The organism is Sulfurospirillum multivorans DSM 12446, from assembly GCF_000568815.1.
Classification (GTDB): domain Bacteria; phylum Campylobacterota; class Campylobacteria; order Campylobacterales; family Sulfurospirillaceae; genus Sulfurospirillum; species Sulfurospirillum multivorans.
On the sequence record NZ_CP007201.1, the window covers coordinates 1,446,129 to 1,464,618 of the forward strand.

An 18,490-nucleotide genomic window follows, 5' to 3' on the forward strand; every position below is an offset into this window, starting at 1 on the left:
GGCAAGGGTTTTGATTACGATTTAACCGCTTTTGCCATATCCCACATTGGCATAAAAATACCAAGTGCCATTAAAAGAACCATCGCTGCAATAAATCCAAGCAAAATAGGCTCAATATAACTTGCAATATTGTCGATAATTTGGCTAAAGCGTGACTTGAAATATTGTGTCACTTTTTCCAGCATTTTATCCAGTGTACCACTTTGCTCACCTGCTTGAATCATCTGAATTAACATTCCCTCAAAAAGCCCTGTATCACGAAACGATTCGGTTAGCGAGATACCACGCTGAACGGAAACTTTAACCGCCGAGAGTCTTTTTTTAAGATGGGTGTTATCCAGCGTTAACAAGGCTGTATCCAACGCATCAGCGATCGGAATACCTGCACGAATAAGCTCGGTAAAGACAAGGCAAAAACGACTCAGAGTGGCATAAAAGATGATGTTACCAATAAGATAAAGCTTGAGAATATATTGATCATACTTTTTTTTGAACTCTTCGTTGTGCACTAGAAGATATTTAAAGAGAACAATGGTAATAAAAATCGCCGCAAGAAGGTAGAGACCATAATTATTAATCAGATTTTCCATAAAAAGAAGGATCTTCGTAGGTAGGGGAAGTTCCGCCTTGAGCTTTGAGAAAATATCTTTAAATTTGGGAACGACATAAACCATTAAAATTGAAAAAGCAATGGCAATGGCAATGACGACGGTAATTGGATAACGCATCGCTTTTTTAAATTTTTGTCTATTTTCTTCAATTTCTTCCAAAATTTCTGCGAGTTTTTCCAAAGATTCTGCCATGTTACCGGTACTTTCACCCAGCTCAACAAGAGCCAGTGTCACATCGCCAACCTCTTCACGGTAACTCATTAAGGCTTGTGTGAGGCTAAGACCCGAGTTGAGATCGTCATTGACACTGTTAAAGATTTCTTTGAGTGATTTGTCAACAGTGGCATTGGCAACTTCTTTGACGCTATCGTGAATAGAAATCCCTGCATTGGTCATAACGCTGAGTTGTCTGATTGCGGCAATGAGGTTTGGCATCTTGATTTTTTTACGAAAAAGCGCGCCTAAAAACTGCGTTTTTAATTCACTCAGTTGGTCTTCAAGGGGTGCGGAAGTCTCTTTAACATTTAAAATAACACCAGGAATTTTAACTTTTGCAATGGCAATAGCATCGCTACGGTTCGGTGACTTAACAACAGTTTTAGTTTTTTGACCTTTAAAAAGGTAATTCACTTCAAAATATTTCATCCTTTGGCCACCCTTGCAATCTCATCCAGTGAGGTAATGCCATTGGCTGCACGCGTAATACCATCTTGATACATATCAAAAAATCCCTCTTTGAGGGCTTGCTCTTTAATTTCGCTTTTAGACGCACCTTGGGCGATCATGCTGGAAATTTTCTCACTAATAGGTAGAATCTCTGAGATCATTTCACGCCCTAAATAACCCGTTTGAGAGCATTTTTCACACCCATTATGTTTGTAAAATTGATACTCTGCAGGAAGCAATGCTTTTATTTCATCATAGGCCGTTTTAGGAAGGGTATATTTTGTTTTACAATAAGGGCAGAGTTTACGCACCAATCTTTGGGCTTCAATAGCAATGAGTGAACCACTGATCAAATAGGGCTCAATACCCATATCCACAACCCTTGTAACGGCACTAATGGCATCATTGGTATGGAGTGTTGAAAAGACCAAGTGACCCGTAAGTGCTGCTTGAACAGCAATACGCAAGGTTTCAGTATCGCGTACCTCACCAATCATGATAATATCAGGATCTTGTCGTAAAATAGAACGCAGGGCCGAAGCAAAGGTAAGGTTGGCTTTTTCATTCACTTGGACTTGCTGTGTTAAGTTCAGTTGGTATTCCACAGGATCTTCAACGGTAATAATCTTACTTTGCACACTTTTAATCGCATTAAGCGCTGCATAAAGTGTGGTTGTTTTACCGCTACCCGTAGGCCCTGTTACAAAGATAATACCATAAGGAGTACGCATCGCTTGCGCAAACTTAGCATACGTGGCGGGTTGCATTCCCAAATCTTCAATCTTAATCATTACCTTGGATTTATCCAAAATACGAATAACAATCGACTCTCCATTGATGGTAGGAAGGGCTGAAATCCTAAAGTCATACTCGCGCCCAAGGATCGTAGCAGAAAAGCGACCATCTTGAGGTTTACGCTTCTCGGCAATATCCATGTTTGAGAGTAGTTTCATGCGTGATGCAAGGGGAGGGTAAATATCTTTGTCAAAAATGAACGTTTCTGTAAGCATTCCATCAATTCGGCTACGGACAATACAGTTATTCTCCGTAGGCTCAATGTGAATATCACTTGCACGGGCTAGAATCGACGTTTTAAGAATGATTTCAATCAGTTTTAAAATACCTGAAGACTCTTGAGGATTTTCAGCAGCACTGGAGGTGATCTCTTTGCGAATCTCGCCAATCAAGCCTTTAATGCTCTCGCCAAGCTCCATTTTAATGAGGTATTTATCAATTTGTGAAGGCTCAGCGATGATGACTTTGAGTAGTTTTCGTGGGAAAATTCGTTGAACACCCTCTTGGGCATTAATATCCAGAGGATCTTTGAGCGCTACAAAAATATTGATCTCATCTTCGCGAATTGGCAATGCTTTGTATTTTTTGAGCTGTGTAAAAGGGAGTTTAGAGGCGAGCCGATAGTCAATGTCAATCGAGTCAAGATCAAGATACTCATAGTTAAGATTTTTAGCTAAAGCTTGTAAGAATTTTTCACTGTCAATGGCAAAATTGGCATTCACATCTTCTAAATTCAAATACCCTTTTTTAAAAAACTCTATCACTAAAATAAGCAGATCTTCTTTGGTGAAAAAGTTGTTCTCTAAAAGAATTTCACCTAAAACCTTATGACTGTTTTGTTTTGTCTCTTCTTTGATTTTGGCAGCACTGTTTTCATCGATAATACGGTTATGAATAAGATAGGTTAAGAGGGTTGTTGTAATATCGTTCATTGTCTCTGCCATAGTTGATAAATTTTGGCTATTGTACCATTTCTCATACAAAGAAACCAACTCATTTTAATCAATAACTTCTCCTACGGCGATTTGGTTTAGCAGACTTTGCGCCGCTTGCGATTTATTATTTTTCAAATAGGCTTTAAGCGCTAGTGCCGCATCTTCTTTATGCCCCAATTTGATTTTGGATTTCGCAAACCAAATCCAGCTTTTTTCATTTTCAGAATCAACATTATTGGCAATCAATGCCCATTTATTGCTTTCATTATAGTTTTTAGCAAGATAGTACTCTTCAGCAAGCATCAATGCAAAGGTAATGCTATGCGTTTTTTCAAATTTTTCTTTGAGATACTGGATGGAGTTAACCTCATGGGTTTCAATTTTAATAACCCCTTTTTGCTTAGGCTCTTCCAAAAGAGGTGGGGGCAGTAGCATTGTATCGATCTTTTCTTCTTTGCTACGATAAAAACTCTCATCATTAATGGTGTTAGGTGTTTTTCGTGTAAGAATTCTGTTTTCAAGTTCTTCTTCTTGAATTCCAAAAGCGCTCTTTTTCTCTACGGGTTCAGGCAGGTAGGATGACTTTTTATCAGAACTATTTTTTCCAATGATGGGTAGCTGAAGCGTAAGTGTTTCATCTGCTTTTTGCTCGTTATTGGATGTGGAAGGCATGTATTTTGCTGTGCTGTTATTGGCTTCAACGACAGTAGTTGTTGAAAGATTATTGTCCATAGCTGTAATTTCATTTTTCATCAGTGTCGCGGTTGCCGACTCTTTTTCTTTGGAATTGAAAACATCTAACACTAAAGGGTAAAAGAAGAGTCCGACCAGTACAAAGAGGAATACGGATGAGCCGATAATGAGATAATGCAAACGCTGCTTAAGTCGGTACTGAAAAACTTTTTTTTCAAGCTCAACAATTTCAACAGTACTAAGCATGGATCATCCCTAGACTAATGCCAGCCATTTCAAGGTATTTTACATGTAAAGCATTACTCTTAACAACAGAGGGTTTATGCTCATCATAATACTCTAAAATTTCAAAAAGTTTATAGAGAAGTTTGTTGATCGTTCTCAAATTTCCACCAGTAAGTTTTGCAATTAATTTATAGTGTTTATCTCTAAAAAGATTCAAAAATTCAAAACGATTATGAAACAGGAGTTTTTTTTCGATATAGGTTTTAATCTCATTTTGTGATGCATTGTCTATCTCAATCGTCTCCCAAATGCGCGTTTGGAAGTAATCTTTTGCAAGTAAATCCTCTTTTTCTGTTTTATGAACCGTAAACAAAAATTTGAATAAACGAGAATCTGCCATCAGACGAATTTTCTCAATCAAATCGGTTGGATAAAGCTGCGCCTCATCAATTAACACCGTAATGGCTTGATCCGTAGACGTAATATGTTTACTAAGCAATGCTAAAAATTCATTGTAATTGGAAAACTCAGGAGATGTTCTTCCAAAAATATGTTCATAAAGTGCTTTAATGAAGACTTTCTCTTCAAAAAAAGGACGTGGAAAAAAAATAATACGTTTTTTTGGCTTTAAGTCATTGTAAATTTTTTGGAGCAAAAACGTTTTACCTGTGCCTGGTTTTCCATAAAACAAGATCAGCTTTAAAGGCTTATCTAAGGTTTGCACCAATTTGTCATAGGTTATTGCCGATTTGTCCAAATTCACATAATCAAAGATTTCACCATCCACAAAGATAGTTTTAAGATCGCTGTATTGGTTATTCATATATTCTTTGACTGTATCCAAGATCTTTAAGCGTTGCTTTATCGCTTCCTTTTACCCCTATGATGCGCGGTGTAATGACAAAAACAAGCTCATTAGTTGCGATGGTATCCGCAGAGTGTTTAAAGGCTTCCCCTAAGAGAGGAATGCTGCTTAGCAGTGGTACGCTGCTCTCTTCTTTCCCTTTGGTTGAGGCAATCAGTCCTCCGAGGATGATGGTACTGCCATCTTTCACTTTAACAACGGTGGAGAGTTTTTTCTCTTGGGTATCTGGGGCAATCTCTCTAGGATTGGTTTGCTGAGAATCATCATCGGAATATTTAAAATTACTGACAGAAGGATTGATACGTAAAATAATTTCATTGTCTTCTGAAATTTCAGGGGTGATGTTAAGAAGCACGCCAATAAAAATAGAGTAGTTGGTGTAGGTTGTCGCTATACTTGAACTCGTTTCAGTAGAGCTTGTTTCTTCAGGGATTCGGTAATTGATATTATCACCAACCGTAATCAGTGCTTGTTGATTATTCATTGTTAAGACTTTTGGACTTGAAATCACTTTGGTATCGCCACTTGATCCTAGAAAATCAATTACACCTGACACTGAGAAAAGGGCATCATTAACAACGGTTAAACTATTGAGATTACTTGATGCATTAGCCGTACCTGTACTTGAAGAGTTGTATAAAGTATTTGGGTTACTTGTTGACAAAGCCCCTTGATTACTATTATTGAAAATAGAGTTACTACCAAAGCTTAAAGAAAATTGACTCCAATCTACACCTGTTTTATTGCTGCTACTGAGTGCAACGGAGATGATAGAGACGTCAATCAACACTTGCCTATGAAGCCTATCTTTCAAAAGATCAATATAATCAGAAACACGATCCAACTGCTTTTTAGTTGCTGTTACAGTGATCATGCCCGCATTTGCGTTGATAATAGGCGAAGATGCTATATAATTTTCCCCGCCTGTATTTAAGACGGAAGTAAGCTCTGCTGAAATCGTCTTCCAAAAATCAAATGATTCATTGGATGAGATAGAGTTTTGACTTTGGGTTGTTGTGTTTTTGGTTCCAGTCCCTGTTGCTTCAACAGGGGTGGCATCTACAGAAGCGTTAATAACGGCTTTACCCTCACGAATGGAGGAGATATAATCTACTTTAAAAGACTTGGTGCTGAGGGCTGAAACTTTCAAATAATTTTTGTCATACGTGTAAAAAAGATCATTGTCTTGAATAATCAATTGAAAAACCTCATCTAAAGAGAGATTTTTAATATTGACACCGTTTAAGTTTTTTGCAAGTGCTTTTTCTGCTTCGGTATCTTTAACAACAATACTAAAATCACACACTTCTCCAAGTTCAGCAAGTAGCTCGGCACTTGTAGCTTTGTTATTGGTTTTGATATTAAACGTGCGATATTCACATGGCTTACTTTTTTCAGCAGCGTGAACGGGCGAAAGAGCGATCGCTAATATCGCTGCTATTGCAATAATGTTATTTGGAAAATATTTTAACATTGCTCTCATCTTTTGTCCTTATTACAAGTTCTTTTTTTTCAATTTCATTTTGGAGAATAACACTATTGTGCGTAATTTTTGCCAGCTTGTAGGAGCCTATCGTCTCATTTCGTTTATACCAAGTGCCACTAATTTTTGCTTTTTGATCAAAGGTTGCTTCTAACGTATAAACTATGGGTTGTGCCGTTTCATTGCCATCGCTATTTTGTTGATCGGCCGTGATACTAATAAATGGATTTTCAAGCTTATCTATCATCATGACATCAGCACCCACTCTACGCTCAGCAATACGTTCAAAAATTTTGTCATACTCTTTGACCTCACTTCCCAAAGACAAAGATTCTTTTGCGTTTATTATGGTGAGATAAAAACATAACCCTATAACCGTTTTTAGTAATGTTTTCAATACTTCATCCCCCAAACAGCGATATTAAATTGTCCATCAATATTTTTCTGGCCAGTGCAATTAAGCTCATAAATATCAACAACCAATTCACTTTCTTCAATGGCATTCATAAATTTCATTGTATTGGCAAATGAACCACTAAAATCAACTTTGAGGGTTAAAATTTGTTCAATTTTCTGAATACTTGGTTCATTGATTTTGTTTTCAATGACCTTAATGCGCACAGCGTATTGTTGCGCTAATTGTGCAATCGAGTGTAGAAAATTTGCCCAATTTTCATCATTAAAAAGAAGGTATGAGAGCTCTTTGAGCTTGCCATCAACATAGGCATTGGTAAACGTCGTTTTTTCTAAAAGAAGTTTTGCATTTTCAATATCAGACTTTACTTTTCTGATTAAAAAAGTCGAATCTCCATCGCGTGAAACAGAAGCCAAATAGGCTTGCTCATTGTGTAGCTTTTTTTCAACCTCTTTAGCATTGCGCATGGTTTGATTGAGCATGGTTTCGGTAATAGGAAAGAGATAGCTGTAAAATACAAAGCCAATCAGGGTAAAAACCATAGCAAAAATAAGATACGTCTCACTACTTTTTTTACCTTGGAAGTAGAGATCTATTTTATCCATAAGCGTATCAATACTATTCATCGTTCAATCCTATAGAGATTTTACTGGTATAGAGTTTGATTTTATCATCTTGAATAATTTTATCGGTTGTGATCCTGTATTTTTTTAACGCTGTCAAATCTTGAATAAATTCCGTAATCCTTTTTTCACTTTGATTACGAACGAAAAAGTTGAGTTGTTTTTGCTTAAATTCTATGGCTTCAACTTTGCAGCCATTTTGGTTTGAAAGTTGGAAGATTTCTAAAAGCATTAACGCTTTCATTGGGTACGAGATCTTTTTATTATAGATTTCACTTAAGAGTTTTTTTCTAAATTCAAACTTAGTGGTCTCATTGTTAACCAAAGTATCCACTTTCTCTTTTTCAGCTTTGAGCTGAGCTAACTCTTGTCTAATTGCAGATGTTTTTTGAAAAATCTCATTGTATTCACTTGTCTCTTTTACTGCTTTGAGGCTTAGAAAAGAGTGGTATGCAAATTGATATGCAGGGTAAGCAAGACTTAAGATAATACTCGCAGCCATGATGCCTAAAAGTTTACCAGAGGCTCTGTATTTAAGAGGTGGAGGTCTTTTGTAGATTGAAAAATTGAGATTATCGTCTTGATTTTCCATATAAAGCTGAGCACTCAGCATCATTAAAATATGAATTTGATCGATGTACCACTCTTTCGAGTTAATAGCGATGCTAAAATTGAACTCAAAAGATTCTAATCCAAGGTAACTTTTACCATACTCTTCAATGCCTGAAAATGTACCAATTTCAGATCCTAGATAGATACGATCAATAAAATCGATGTTATAAGAGCGTTTTGTAAAGACTAAAACATCGCTAATGTATAAGAAAATTTCTCCAAAAAGTTGCATTAAACTTTGTTGGTATTGGTTATTGGTTGCTCTAAGCCCTTCGTTGGTTAAGAGTTTGTAAAAATCTTCTTCATCGATGCGCTCACCGATGAGTTCACAAAATTTTTCGTTGATCTCTTTGAGTGAGTAGTGCAGTGATTTCGAGTAGATATATTCACCGCCTTTATAGATGGTTAAAAAGGCATCTGCTTTTTGAAAATAGACAAAACAGTGTGTTCCCTCAGCTTCAATAAAATTTTTACGGTAAAGCGCTTTAATTAAAAAAGGTGCAGCGGTAACATAATCAATATAGCGTGTTTTTTCTTTAATAGGTGTGAGTTTGGAATGAATAAGGGTTGCATCAATAATAAAGATATTAAAAGAGCGATTTTTAGAATCTTTTGATTCAGTTTCGATATAACTTATAGAATATTCAATAGCAGAATCTAGGGCTAATTCATCATACACTTTTATTTCAATAGCATCTTTAAGATCGCTGTCAGGAATATTACGACTTACATCAATAGTAGCACTTATAACATCACGCGTTTGCAGATACGAGGTATAAAACGCATTTTTATCACTTTTTTCTAGCTTGTTAAGTTTGATTTCATTTTTTGAATAGGTATAGGAGACGAGCGATAAAGGGTCTATTGATACAATTTCTGAGCTCAAACGTCTATCCTCAGTTACGGCCATTTTAAAAACCCCTTTTAAATAATTATATCTCTATGATAACGATGATATTACAGTAACTTTATTCTACTATATAACCAATTTTCTTCAACATTTCTTTATCTTGACTCCAACCCTGCTTCACCACAACAACAAGTTTCAGAAAGACACGTTTTTGTGACAAGGATTCAATGAGCAAACGAGCGCTAGAACCGATTCTTTTGATCGTTTGACCTTCTTTACCAATTACAATACCTTTCTGACTTTTTTTATCAACAATAATAGTAGCATAAATATTATCGATTGTCTCTTTTTCATCTACTTTATCAATGATTACATCCGCAAAATAGGGGATTTCATCACTCGTATTTTCGAAAATTGCTTCTCGAATCAGCTCTTTATAAATGTCACGTGAGCGCTCTGTTGTAAGAATTTCAGGGTCATAAAGATAAGGATGCTCTGGCATATATTTTGAGATCGCTTCTAAAAGATAGGATTGTGAGATTCCTTTTTTTACTGAAACAGGGATGAGTGCCACAAATTTATCTTGATAGGCTTGATATTCTGTAATCTTGTCAAAAAGTGCTGTTTGGGAAACACTGTCTGTTTTTGTAAGGAGAACCATATGGGGAATATTGTTTTTATTAAGGGATAAAAAATCTACATAATGCTGAAGAGCATCGCTTGCTGGAGCTAAAAAGAGAATGAGATCACAATCACCCATAGCTTTCATTGCTTCTTCAAGCATAAATTGGTTTAACAAACGTTCTTGTTCATGAATACCAGGAGTGTCAATAAAAATAATTTGTGTATTTTCGTGCATTGCGATGATATTTAAACGTTTTCGTGTCGCGTTGGCTTTATGTGAAACCATTGCAAGTTTTTCACCTACAAGCCAGTTGAGTAGGGAACTTTTACCCGCATTGGGTCTGCCAATAACGGCTACGTACCCTGTTTTTGTTTTTTCAGTCATTTGTCTTCTTTACTTATAAAATATAGCGACTACTATCTTCGCTTTCTACAATGGCATCGAGTTTAGCATGGACTAGTTCTTTTGTGACATGTAATATCTCTCCAAAATGCTCATCGGCTGTATAACTGATATCTTCTAATACTTTTTCAATAATGGTATGCAATCTTCTTGCTCCAATATCTTCTGTTTTTTCATTGGTAATTTGCGCAATTTTTGCAATCGAAGCAATAGCATCATCATCAAAAACAAGTTCAACACCTTCAGTTTTTAGAAGTGCTTGGTATTGGCGTAAAAGTGAGTTTTTAGGTTGTGTTAAAATTTGGTAGAGGACCTCTTCTGTCAATGAACTGAGCTCTACGCGGAGAGGGAAACGCCCTTGTAATTCAGGGATAAGATCACTTGGTTTACTCAGATGAAATGCACCTGCTGAAATAAAGAGAATATGGTCGGTTTTAATGCTTCCATATTTGGTATTGACATCACTACCTTCAACGATAGGGAGAAGATCGCGTTGAACACCTTCTTTACTTGGATCACTTCGGTGAGATTGTGAAGAGCTTACGGCAATTTTATCGATCTCATCAATAAAAATAATACCACCATTTTGAGCTCTCTCTCTGGCTTCACTTTTGACAGCTTCCATATCCAAAAGTTTTTCGCTTGCTTCAATTCTAAGTGCCTCTTTGGCATCTTTCACTTTCATCTCTTTTTTAATGTTCCCTTGACCTGCGCCTAATATTTTAATAAAAGACTCTTGTACTTTAATCATTTCAGGTGGTAATGAAGAATCCCCTAAATCATTACTGTTTTGCGAAATCTCTACTTCAATTTTAAGATCATCGAGTTCACCATCACGAAGTCTTTGTCGCATTTTCTCATAACTTTTTTCATAGTCTGCTTTTTTTTCTTCACTCACACCTTTTGGAAGAGGGGGAAGTAGTTTTTCAATGATGGCTTTTTCTACATGTAAAGCAATATCGTCTTGATTTTTTTCTTTATGTTCTGCTTTGACAAGATTAATGGACGCCATCATAAGGTCACGCACCATTGACTCAACATCACGTCCTACAAAACCCACTTCGGTATATTTGCTTGCTTCCACTTTAACAAAAGGAAGAGAGAGCATTTTTGCCATACGACGTGCTATTTCTGTTTTCCCTACACCTGTTGAGCCAATCATTAAAATGTTTTTTGGCATCACTTCTTCTGCCATTTCACCTTCAAGCTTCAATCTTCGATATCGATTTCGAAGGGCAATAGCAATAGATTTTTTTGCATTAAATTGCCCAATGATATACTCATCTAAGTAGGCAACAGTTTGTTTGGGTGTTAAATTCATGCTTCTTTACTCTCTAAAACATATGTTTTGATGTTATCATTAGTATAAATACAAAGCTCACTAGCAATTTTTAAACTCTCTTTTACGATCGTTTCTTCGTCAAGATTAGTGTGGCGATCCAGTGCACGTGCAGCTGATATGGCGTAGTTTCCACCGCTTCCAATTGCTGCGATTTTACCGTCCTCTGGTTCCACCACATCTCCATTACCACTCAAAATGAAAATGTGATCACAATCTAAAACAATCATCATCGCTTCTAAACGACGCAACATTTTATCTTTACGCCACTCTTTGGAAAATTCAATGACCGATTTGTACAAATCGCCTTTTTTCTGCTCTAAAATACCTTCAAACATATCAAAAAGGTTAAACGCATCAGCAGTACTTCCTGCAAAGCCTGCTAAGATTTTGCCGTTATAGAGTTTGCGAATTTTCGTGGCATTACTTTTAAGCACGGTATTGCCAAAAGTGACTTGCCCATCACCGCCAATAACCGCTTTTTTGTCGCCGCGACACGCAAGGATGGTGGTTGCTTCAAACATTGAATTTATTCTCCAAGAATAATAAGCGCCAATGTGGCGTGAATACCGTGTCCTAACTTAATACTTACATCAAAATTACCCGTCGTTTTGATCGCATGTTCAAGCTCAACGGTTTTTTTATCGATTTCGATTTTGTGTTGCTCTTTAAGTTCATGCGCAATTTCCTCTTTAGTCACTGCACCAAAAAGACTTCCATTCGCGCCAAGTTTACGTTTGACTGTAAGTTTTAATTCACCAAGTTTTTTCTCTATCGCTTTAAGATTGGCGATTTCTTCCGCTTCTGCAGCTGCTTTTTTGCGTTGGTCTGATTCGTATTTTCGCATCACTTCATTGGTCGCCAAAAGCGCAAAGCCTTTACCAATGAGGAAGTTTTGACCGTAACCGTCTTTAACCTCTTTGATTTCGCCTTTTTTACCCAAATCTTTAACATCTTTAATCAATAAAACTTTCATATAAAATCCTTTAGTTTTCTATTTCATCGTTTTTGGAAGTGGGGCATTTTTCAGTTTTTCACCATGAAAGGCATCAATGCCACCACTGAGTTGGGCAATGTTTGAAAAGCCCATTCTTCGTAAAATAAATATCATTTGTGTTGTGCGTCCACCAATATGGCAGTAAAAAATCAAAAGCTTATTGGCGAGTTTTTTAAGTTCGTCCATGTGTTGATGAATGGTTGAAGTTGGCATAAGAATGTCTGTTCCTCTGATACTTGACTCAGAATACTCATACATCTCTCTGATATCAATAAGTACAAAATCGAGCCTTTTTTGCGCTCTGAGATTTAGCATTACATGTAACTCTTCTCCACTGACTTCGCAGCTTTTTGTTACGGTTTTGACTAAATTCATCATCGCTTCTTCACTCCATTCATCGTTAATTGGCTTATCCACTGGGGTTTAAGCTTTGCCTTGATTTCTTTTATTCTTCCCACTAATGATAAAACGTAGGGCATTAAGTTTAATAAAGCCCGCTGCATCTTTTTGGTTATACACTTCATCTTCTTCAAAGGTGCAGAATGCTTCACTGAAGAGATTGTTGGTCTTAGAATCTCTTCCGATGACCGAAACATTGCCCTTATACAGTTTAAGTTTTACGGTGCCGTTTACGGTTTCTTGCGATTTATCAATGGCTGCTTGCATCATCTCACGCTCTGGAGAGAACCAAAATCCGTTATAAATGGTTTTCGCATACGTTGGCATGATCTCATCTTTAAAATGTGCCGCTTCACGATCTAGTGTAATGCTCTCAATCGCTCTGTGTGCGCGAAGCATAATCGTACCACCCGGTGTTTCGTAACAACCTCTACTTTTCATTCCCACAAAACGGTTTTCAACGATGTCGATACGACCGATGCCATGTTTACAGCCAAGCTCATTAAGTTTGGTAAGCATTGTGGCAGGACTTAATTTAACACCGTTTAGTGCGACTGGATCACCCTTTTCATAGGTAATTTCAATCACTTCGGATTGATCAGGCGCTTTTTCAGGGCTGACCGTCCATCGCCACATGTCTTCTTCTGGCTCTGCTGCTGGATTTTCAAGCACGAGTCCCTCATACGAGATATGAAGCAAGTTTGCATCCATAGAGTAGGGCGATTTACCTGGTTTTTTCTCAATTTTGATACCGTTTTTCTCTGCATACGCAAGAAGTTTTTCACGAGAGTTTAAATCCCATTCTCTCCAAGGTGCAATGATGACAAGATCTGAATTCATGCTCAAATATCCCATCTCAAAACGAACTTGATCATTGCCTTTACCTGTAGCACCATGACTGACGCCATCAGCACCCACTTGTGCTGCGATTTCTGCTTGGCGTTTTGCGATCAAAGGTCTTGCGATTGAGGTTCCTAGAAGGTATTCACCCTCATAAATGGCATTGGCTCTAAACATAGGGAATACGTAATCTTTAACAAATTCTTCTTTTAAATCTTCAATAAAAATATTTTCTGGCTTAATGCCTAAAGAGATGGCTTTTTTGCGCGCTGGCTCTAACTCTTCACCTTGGCCAATATCCGCTGTGAACGTGACTACTTCACATTTATACTCATCTTGGAGCCATTTTAAAATAATACTGGTATCAAGTCCACCTGAATAGGCTAAAACTACTTTTTTAACATCTTTTTTCATAATACGAATCCTCACAGAATTTATAGAATTGTGTGATGGTAGCGCAAGTTTGTAAAAACTTTGCTTATGCTTTAGGCAGGGTTTTACATGTAAAGTCAAAAAAGCAAGTTTAAATATTCTTTTGATAGAATGAGCGTTAAATCCTAAGGATGGGGTATGAGAGTCGATAAATTTTTAAACAGCGTGAATATCACCAAACGTCGTGCCATATCGGAAGATATGTGCAAAAATGGCGTTGTTTGCATCAACGATGCCGTTGCAAAGCCTGCAAAAGATGTCAAAGTGGGTGATATTATTACGATTAATTATCTTGAAAAAGCAGTAAAATACGAGGTTTTGCAAATTCCTGAAGCCAAAACCATTCCAAAAACGAAACAAAACGAATACGTAAGGGAAGCGTAATGAATTACCAAGAGGCCTATGAACAGTTTAATGCGCTCTTTGAAAATGAACTAAGTTCCGAAGCAGCAGCACAATTTTTAGTCGAACTCTACGATCGAGGTGAGAGTTTTGAAGAGATCGCAGCCGCGGCAAATGTGATGCGCGAACACAGCATTAAGCTCGATATTCCAGCACACTTGAAAGCTGAATTGATTGACATCGTAGGTACTGGCGGTGATAAAAGCGGAACGTTTAACATCTCTACAACAACATCCATCGTTTTAGCCGCACTTGGGTGCAAAGTTGCCAAACATGGCAGCGGTTCTGCCACTTCACTCTCTGGCAGTGCCGATGTACTTAAAGCCTTAGGACTCAACCTGAGTTTAACACCTGAAAAACAGATCAAAATGCTTGAAGAGTGCGGCTTTGTTTTCATGTTTGCAATGAATCACCATCCGTGCATGAAGCATATTATGCCCATTCGAAGAAGTCTCTCACACCGTACGATTTTCAATATGTTAGGACCTCTTGCCAATCCTGCGGGTACTCAAAAACAGATGGTTGGTGTTTTTCATGTCGATTACATTGATCGTTTTAGCAAAGCGTTACGCGAGCTTGGCACAATGAAAAGCATGGTGGTAAGTTCTCTTGATGGTTTGGATGAAGTGAGCATTACGGCTCCAACGCGTTACACGATGATTGAAAATAAAATCATCACCGAAGGCGAAATCAACCCTGAAGCATTTGGCTTTACCTTTGCTCCACTTGAGGCAATTAAAGGTGGTGATAGCATCCAAAATGCTGAGATTACGCGCTCAATTTTAAGAGGTGATGAGAAGGGGGCAAAACTCAATGTTGTACTCTTAAATGGTGCCTGTGCTTTAGTGCTAGATGGAAAAGCGAGAGATATACAAGAAGGAATTGCGCTCATGAAAGATGCCATTGAAAGCAAAAAAGCATGGGATAAACTGGGCGAAATTATTAAGCTCTCTTATCTTATATGAGTCAATGTTATGAAAAAGTGTGTGATTTAGCGCACTTAATTGCTTTTGCTGAAGAGATAAAAAATAAACTTGGGAATTCAGGTGTGCTTTTATTACGAGGGAATCTCGCAAGTGGAAAAACCGCTTTCGTTAAAGCGTTTGCTAAAACACTAGGACTTGAAGAAGCAATCTCATCGCCAACCTTTTCGATTTTGCATGAGTATGATGAAAAACTGTTTCATTATGACATTTACCAATGTGGAAGTAATGGTTTTTTGCAAAGTGGATTGATCGAAAAATTAGATGTTGAAGGTTACCATCTCATTGAATGGGGTGATGCTGAGTTTGAAAAATTACTGCACCATTTTGGTGTTGAGTATAGTACAATCGATATCGAAACAATGGATTTAAAACGCAATTATAAGGTTCACATTAATGCATACGCTTAAAGTTCAAGAATTACAAAAAGTGATTAAAAAAACAGAAATTATTAAAGGGGTGTCCCTTGATGTTCAAAGTGGCGAAGTCGTAGGACTTTTAGGTCCCAATGGTGCGGGTAAAACAACCATGTTTTATATGATTTGTGGACTTATCCCTCCAAGCTCTGGCGTTGTTTTTCTAGATAATCAGGATGTCACTCAAATACCTTTACATGTAAGAGCAAAATTAGGTATTGGTTACCTTCCTCAAGAATCAAGTATTTTTAAAGACCTGAGTGTAGAAGAGAACATTATGCTTGCCGCTGAAATTGTTTATCCTAATAAAGAGGATGCAATGAAGCGCGTGGAAGAGCTTTTAAATTTGCTCAATATTGAACCTATTCGTAAACGCAATGGTGTGAGCCTTAGTGGTGGTGAGAGGCGTCGTTGCGAGATCGCACGCTCTTTGGTCTTAAAACCAAAATTTCTCCTTCTTGACGAGCCTTTTGCGGGTGTTGATCCTATCGCTGTATCCGATATTCAAGGTATTGTTCAAGAGCTCGCAAAGCTGGATATTGGTGTTTTGATTACGGACCATAATGTACGCGAGACTCTCGCCATTTGTGATAGGGCTTATGTACTTAAAGATGGGGCTCTTTTGGCAAGTGGTGGTAGTGAAGAAGTTGCTCAAAACAAACTGGTGAAGACGTATTATCTTGGTGAAGATTTCAGGTTTTAATAGATAAGGAGATTGGTTTTGAAACTTAGGGTTTCTAGCACACAAACAACCAAACAAAAGTTCTCCTCAACGCTAAGAGGTTGGCTTCCTATACTTCAAGCCAATTTAGATAGTTTGGTGGAAACACTAGAACCCTTTGTGCAAGAAAATCCTTTTATTAGTGTCAAATCAGGTTCAGAAACACCCGATAAACATTTTGAAAAGAAAAGTTTTTTCTCCGAAGTGGCTAAAACATCGGTTTCAGATACCATTGAGGCACTGACTTTAGATAAAAAATCGCTTTATCAAGTCCTTAATGAACAGGTCAATCCTCCACTTTTTCCTACTGAAAAATCGCAACAAGTCGCGTATGAAATCATTGAAAATATTAATTCCGAAGGATATTTTGAAATAGCAGCATTAAGTGAAATTGCAAAAAAGTTAGGCATTAAAGTTGAAGAAGTTGAAAAGATACGGCAGCGCTTTGCTTATCTTGAGCCTTTGGGTATTGGAGCTCTTGATTTAAAAGAGACCTTCTTATTCCAACTTCAAGACCTTTCATTAGACAATGAACTCTATAACATGGTAGAAATGCTGATTATCAACTTTGAAACTATCGAATCCTTTAGTAAAGAGCCACTGTTTCATGATGCCCTCGCTATTATTAAACGATTTCACAACCCTCCTGCAATTGATTTTATGGAAGATGAAAAAGAGGTTATTCCTGATATTTTTATCTATGATCTTGAAGGGGCAATTGAAGTCAGGCTCAATGATGCGTATTATCCTGAAGTGATTCTCGACACTGAAGGACTTGATGAAAATCATAGTTTTGTCTCTCAAAAAATTAAAGATGCTAAAGATCTTATTGACGCTCTTGAGATGCGCAAAGCAACGCTCTATAAGATTGGATTGATGATTGTGGAGTATCAGTACGATTTTTTCTTTGGCAAAGCGATAAAGCCGATGAAACTTAAAGACTTAGCTGATGATCTAGGACGTAATCCCTCAACCATTTCACGTGCCATTGCGGGTAAATACCTCTCGTGTTCTCGTGGCGTTATCCCTTTAAAACAGTTTTTTGCTACGGCGCTTGAAGAAGATATTTCCAATAGTGCTATTAAAGAATATATGATTGAACTTGTTAAAAATGAGAGTAAAATAAAACCTCTGAGCGATATTAAACTTCTAGAACTGATAGAAGGAAAATTTAACATCAAAATGGTACGAAGAACCATTACAAAATACCGACAACAGTTTAATATCGCAAGCTCATCTGAACGTAAAAAACTCTACACTCTTAAATTTTAAGCACTCTTTGCATCGGCATGTCTGAAGTGCATTTTGAGCATTTCATAGGCATTTTGAACCTCTTGAAACTTTGCCACATACTTTACATGTAAATCACCATCATAAAGGCCACAACTATCTGGATGATATTTTTTTACCAGTGTAAGATAGTTACTGCGAATCATATCAAAAGAGTCTTCCATTTTACATCCAAGCACACCGAAATACTCTTCAAGTAAAGAGAAGAGGGCGTTATGTCGGCTTCTCTTAGCACGTTTTGATACAAAACTCTTTTTGTAGGCTAAAAAATCGTCCATAGAATAAGAAAACTCTACAAAACAACCAAACAACTCTTTTTGTGCCAAGAGTTTTTCTAAAAGACGCACAGTAATATCTGAGTTCGGATAGAGCGTAATCGTGCCATTTTTTGGGCGAATTCTGACCAAATGGTCTTTAAAATAGCTTTTCAGGTAGGAAGCAAAAAGCGTATTGTGTGACCCCATGTAAAAGACAACAGCATAATTGTCTTCAATGGAGAGATTAATGCTCATTTTTTGAAGGACTTGATTGGATTTGAGAAGCGAAATCTTGATGCTTTTATCTATTGTATTTTCGATGATACGTGCTTGTTCGACATTACCTGTTTTTCGCAAATAAATTTTACTGATCAATTTTAAAAAGTAACGGCGTTGCACTAACTCATCTTGCTCTTTAAAAATAATCATTTTATCTTTGCGTCCAATCTTTTTTTGAAAGTTTTTATCGGCAATATTTTGCAAAAAATAAAAGGTTTTTGAATCTTCTTGTATTGTAAGTGCGAGCATATCATGAGAGAGAGAAAGGTGCATCTATCCATCCTTTTTGTATCAAGTTATTTATCTTGAAGCAAAAAGAATTCCAAGTTTTAAAA

General features: G+C 37.1%; 20 protein-coding genes. 5 read left to right on the top strand and 15 right to left on the bottom strand.

Annotated elements, in window-relative coordinates:
• Positions 1–14: 14 nt before the first annotated feature.
• From SMUL_RS07395 to SMUL_RS07460, 14 genes are all read right to left on the bottom strand, one after another.
• On the bottom strand, positions 15–1,256 hold the full coding sequence (locus tag SMUL_RS07395) for a type II secretion system F family protein (RefSeq protein ID WP_025344623.1): 1,242 nt from the start codon (positions 1,254–1,256) through the stop codon (positions 15–17).
• Positions 1,253–3,004 (bottom strand): GspE/PulE family protein, encoded by a 1,752-nt coding sequence (locus SMUL_RS07400; protein WP_025344624.1) that lies wholly within the window; start codon positions 3,002–3,004, stop codon positions 1,253–1,255. The genes SMUL_RS07395 and SMUL_RS07400 overlap by 4 nt, the downstream gene beginning before the upstream one ends.
• A 66-nt stretch (positions 3,005–3,070) precedes the next feature.
• Positions 3,071–3,946 carry a hypothetical protein gene (locus tag SMUL_RS16595; protein WP_025344625.1) on the bottom strand — a complete coding sequence of 292 codons (876 nt, stop codon included), beginning with the start codon at positions 3,944–3,946 and terminating at the stop codon, positions 3,071–3,073.
• On the bottom strand, positions 3,939–4,748 hold the full coding sequence (locus tag SMUL_RS07410; protein ID WP_025344626.1) for an ATP-binding protein: 810 nt from the start codon (positions 4,746–4,748) through the stop codon (positions 3,939–3,941). The genes SMUL_RS16595 and SMUL_RS07410 overlap by 8 nt, the downstream gene beginning before the upstream one ends.
• On the bottom strand, positions 4,741–6,264 hold the full coding sequence (gene mshL, locus SMUL_RS07415; protein WP_025344627.1) for a pilus (MSHA type) biogenesis protein MshL: 1,524 nt from the start codon (positions 6,262–6,264) through the stop codon (positions 4,741–4,743). Before mshL ends, SMUL_RS07410 begins: the two co-directional genes overlap by 8 nt.
• On the bottom strand, positions 6,242–6,670 hold the full coding sequence (locus tag SMUL_RS07420; protein ID WP_025344628.1) for a hypothetical protein: 429 nt from the start codon (positions 6,668–6,670) through the stop codon (positions 6,242–6,244). Before SMUL_RS07420 ends, mshL begins: the two co-directional genes overlap by 23 nt.
• Positions 6,667–7,314 (bottom strand): hypothetical protein, encoded by a 648-nt coding sequence (locus tag SMUL_RS07425; RefSeq protein ID WP_025344629.1) that lies wholly within the window; start codon positions 7,312–7,314, stop codon positions 6,667–6,669. The genes SMUL_RS07420 and SMUL_RS07425 overlap by 4 nt, the downstream gene beginning before the upstream one ends.
• Positions 7,307–8,833, bottom strand: coding sequence for a hypothetical protein (locus SMUL_RS07430; protein WP_025344630.1), 1,527 nt, complete (start codon positions 8,831–8,833; stop codon positions 7,307–7,309). The genes SMUL_RS07425 and SMUL_RS07430 overlap by 8 nt, the downstream gene beginning before the upstream one ends.
• A gap of 58 nt (positions 8,834–8,891) precedes the next feature.
• Positions 8,892–9,782 (bottom strand): GTPase Era, encoded by an 891-nt coding sequence (gene era, locus SMUL_RS07435; RefSeq protein WP_025344631.1) that lies wholly within the window; start codon positions 9,780–9,782, stop codon positions 8,892–8,894.
• A gap of 13 nt (positions 9,783–9,795) precedes the next feature.
• Positions 9,796–11,121, bottom strand: a complete 1,326-nt coding sequence (gene hslU / locus SMUL_RS07440) for an HslU--HslV peptidase ATPase subunit (RefSeq protein ID WP_025344632.1) — start codon at positions 11,119–11,121, stop codon at positions 9,796–9,798.
• Positions 11,118–11,663, bottom strand: coding sequence for an ATP-dependent protease subunit HslV (gene hslV / locus SMUL_RS07445; RefSeq protein ID WP_025344633.1), 546 nt, complete (start codon positions 11,661–11,663; stop codon positions 11,118–11,120). Before hslV ends, hslU begins: the two co-directional genes overlap by 4 nt.
• 5 nt (positions 11,664–11,668) lie before the next feature.
• Positions 11,669–12,115 carry a 50S ribosomal protein L9 gene (rplI, locus tag SMUL_RS07450; RefSeq protein WP_025344634.1) on the bottom strand — a complete coding sequence of 149 codons (447 nt, stop codon included), beginning with the start codon at positions 12,113–12,115 and terminating at the stop codon, positions 11,669–11,671.
• 18 nt (positions 12,116–12,133) lie between these two features.
• On the bottom strand, positions 12,134–12,553 hold the full coding sequence (locus SMUL_RS07455; protein WP_025344635.1) for a rhodanese-like domain-containing protein: 420 nt from the start codon (positions 12,551–12,553) through the stop codon (positions 12,134–12,136).
• 6 nt (positions 12,554–12,559) lie between these two features.
• Entirely contained in the window at positions 12,560–13,789 is a 1,230-nt protein-coding gene (locus SMUL_RS07460) for an argininosuccinate synthase (protein WP_025344636.1), read from the bottom strand.
• A 156-nt stretch (positions 13,790–13,945) separates the two neighbouring features.
• Here SMUL_RS07460 and SMUL_RS07465 point away from each other — a divergent pair, with 156 nt between their 5' ends.
• From SMUL_RS07465 to SMUL_RS07485, 5 genes are read left to right on the top strand one after another with little or no spacing between them, the layout of a single operon-like run.
• The gene (locus tag SMUL_RS07465; protein ID WP_025344637.1) at positions 13,946–14,191 is read left to right on the top strand and encodes an RNA-binding S4 domain-containing protein; all 246 of its coding nucleotides are present in this window, start codon (positions 13,946–13,948) and stop codon (positions 14,189–14,191) included.
• Entirely contained in the window at positions 14,191–15,174 is a 984-nt protein-coding gene (trpD, locus tag SMUL_RS07470) for an anthranilate phosphoribosyltransferase (RefSeq protein ID WP_025344638.1), read from the top strand. The genes SMUL_RS07465 and trpD overlap by 1 nt, the downstream gene beginning before the upstream one ends.
• A complete protein-coding gene (gene tsaE / locus SMUL_RS07475; protein WP_025344639.1) occupies positions 15,171–15,602 on the top strand; it encodes a tRNA (adenosine(37)-N6)-threonylcarbamoyltransferase complex ATPase subunit type 1 TsaE in 432 nt (143 codons plus the stop codon). Before trpD ends, tsaE begins: the two co-directional genes overlap by 4 nt.
• Positions 15,589–16,311: an LPS export ABC transporter ATP-binding protein gene (gene lptB / locus SMUL_RS07480; RefSeq protein WP_025344640.1), complete on the top strand. Its 723-nt coding sequence runs from the start codon at positions 15,589–15,591 to the stop codon at positions 16,309–16,311. Before tsaE ends, lptB begins: the two co-directional genes overlap by 14 nt.
• A gap of 18 nt (positions 16,312–16,329) precedes the next feature.
• Positions 16,330–17,601, top strand: coding sequence for an RNA polymerase factor sigma-54 (locus tag SMUL_RS07485; protein ID WP_025344641.1), 1,272 nt, complete (start codon positions 16,330–16,332; stop codon positions 17,599–17,601).
• Here SMUL_RS07485 and SMUL_RS07490 read toward each other — a convergent pair.
• Positions 17,598–18,428: an adenylosuccinate lyase gene (locus tag SMUL_RS07490; RefSeq protein ID WP_025344642.1), complete on the bottom strand. Its 831-nt coding sequence runs from the start codon at positions 18,426–18,428 to the stop codon at positions 17,598–17,600. The genes SMUL_RS07485 and SMUL_RS07490 overlap by 4 nt on opposite strands.
• Between the last annotated feature and the right edge of the window lie 62 nt (positions 18,429–18,490).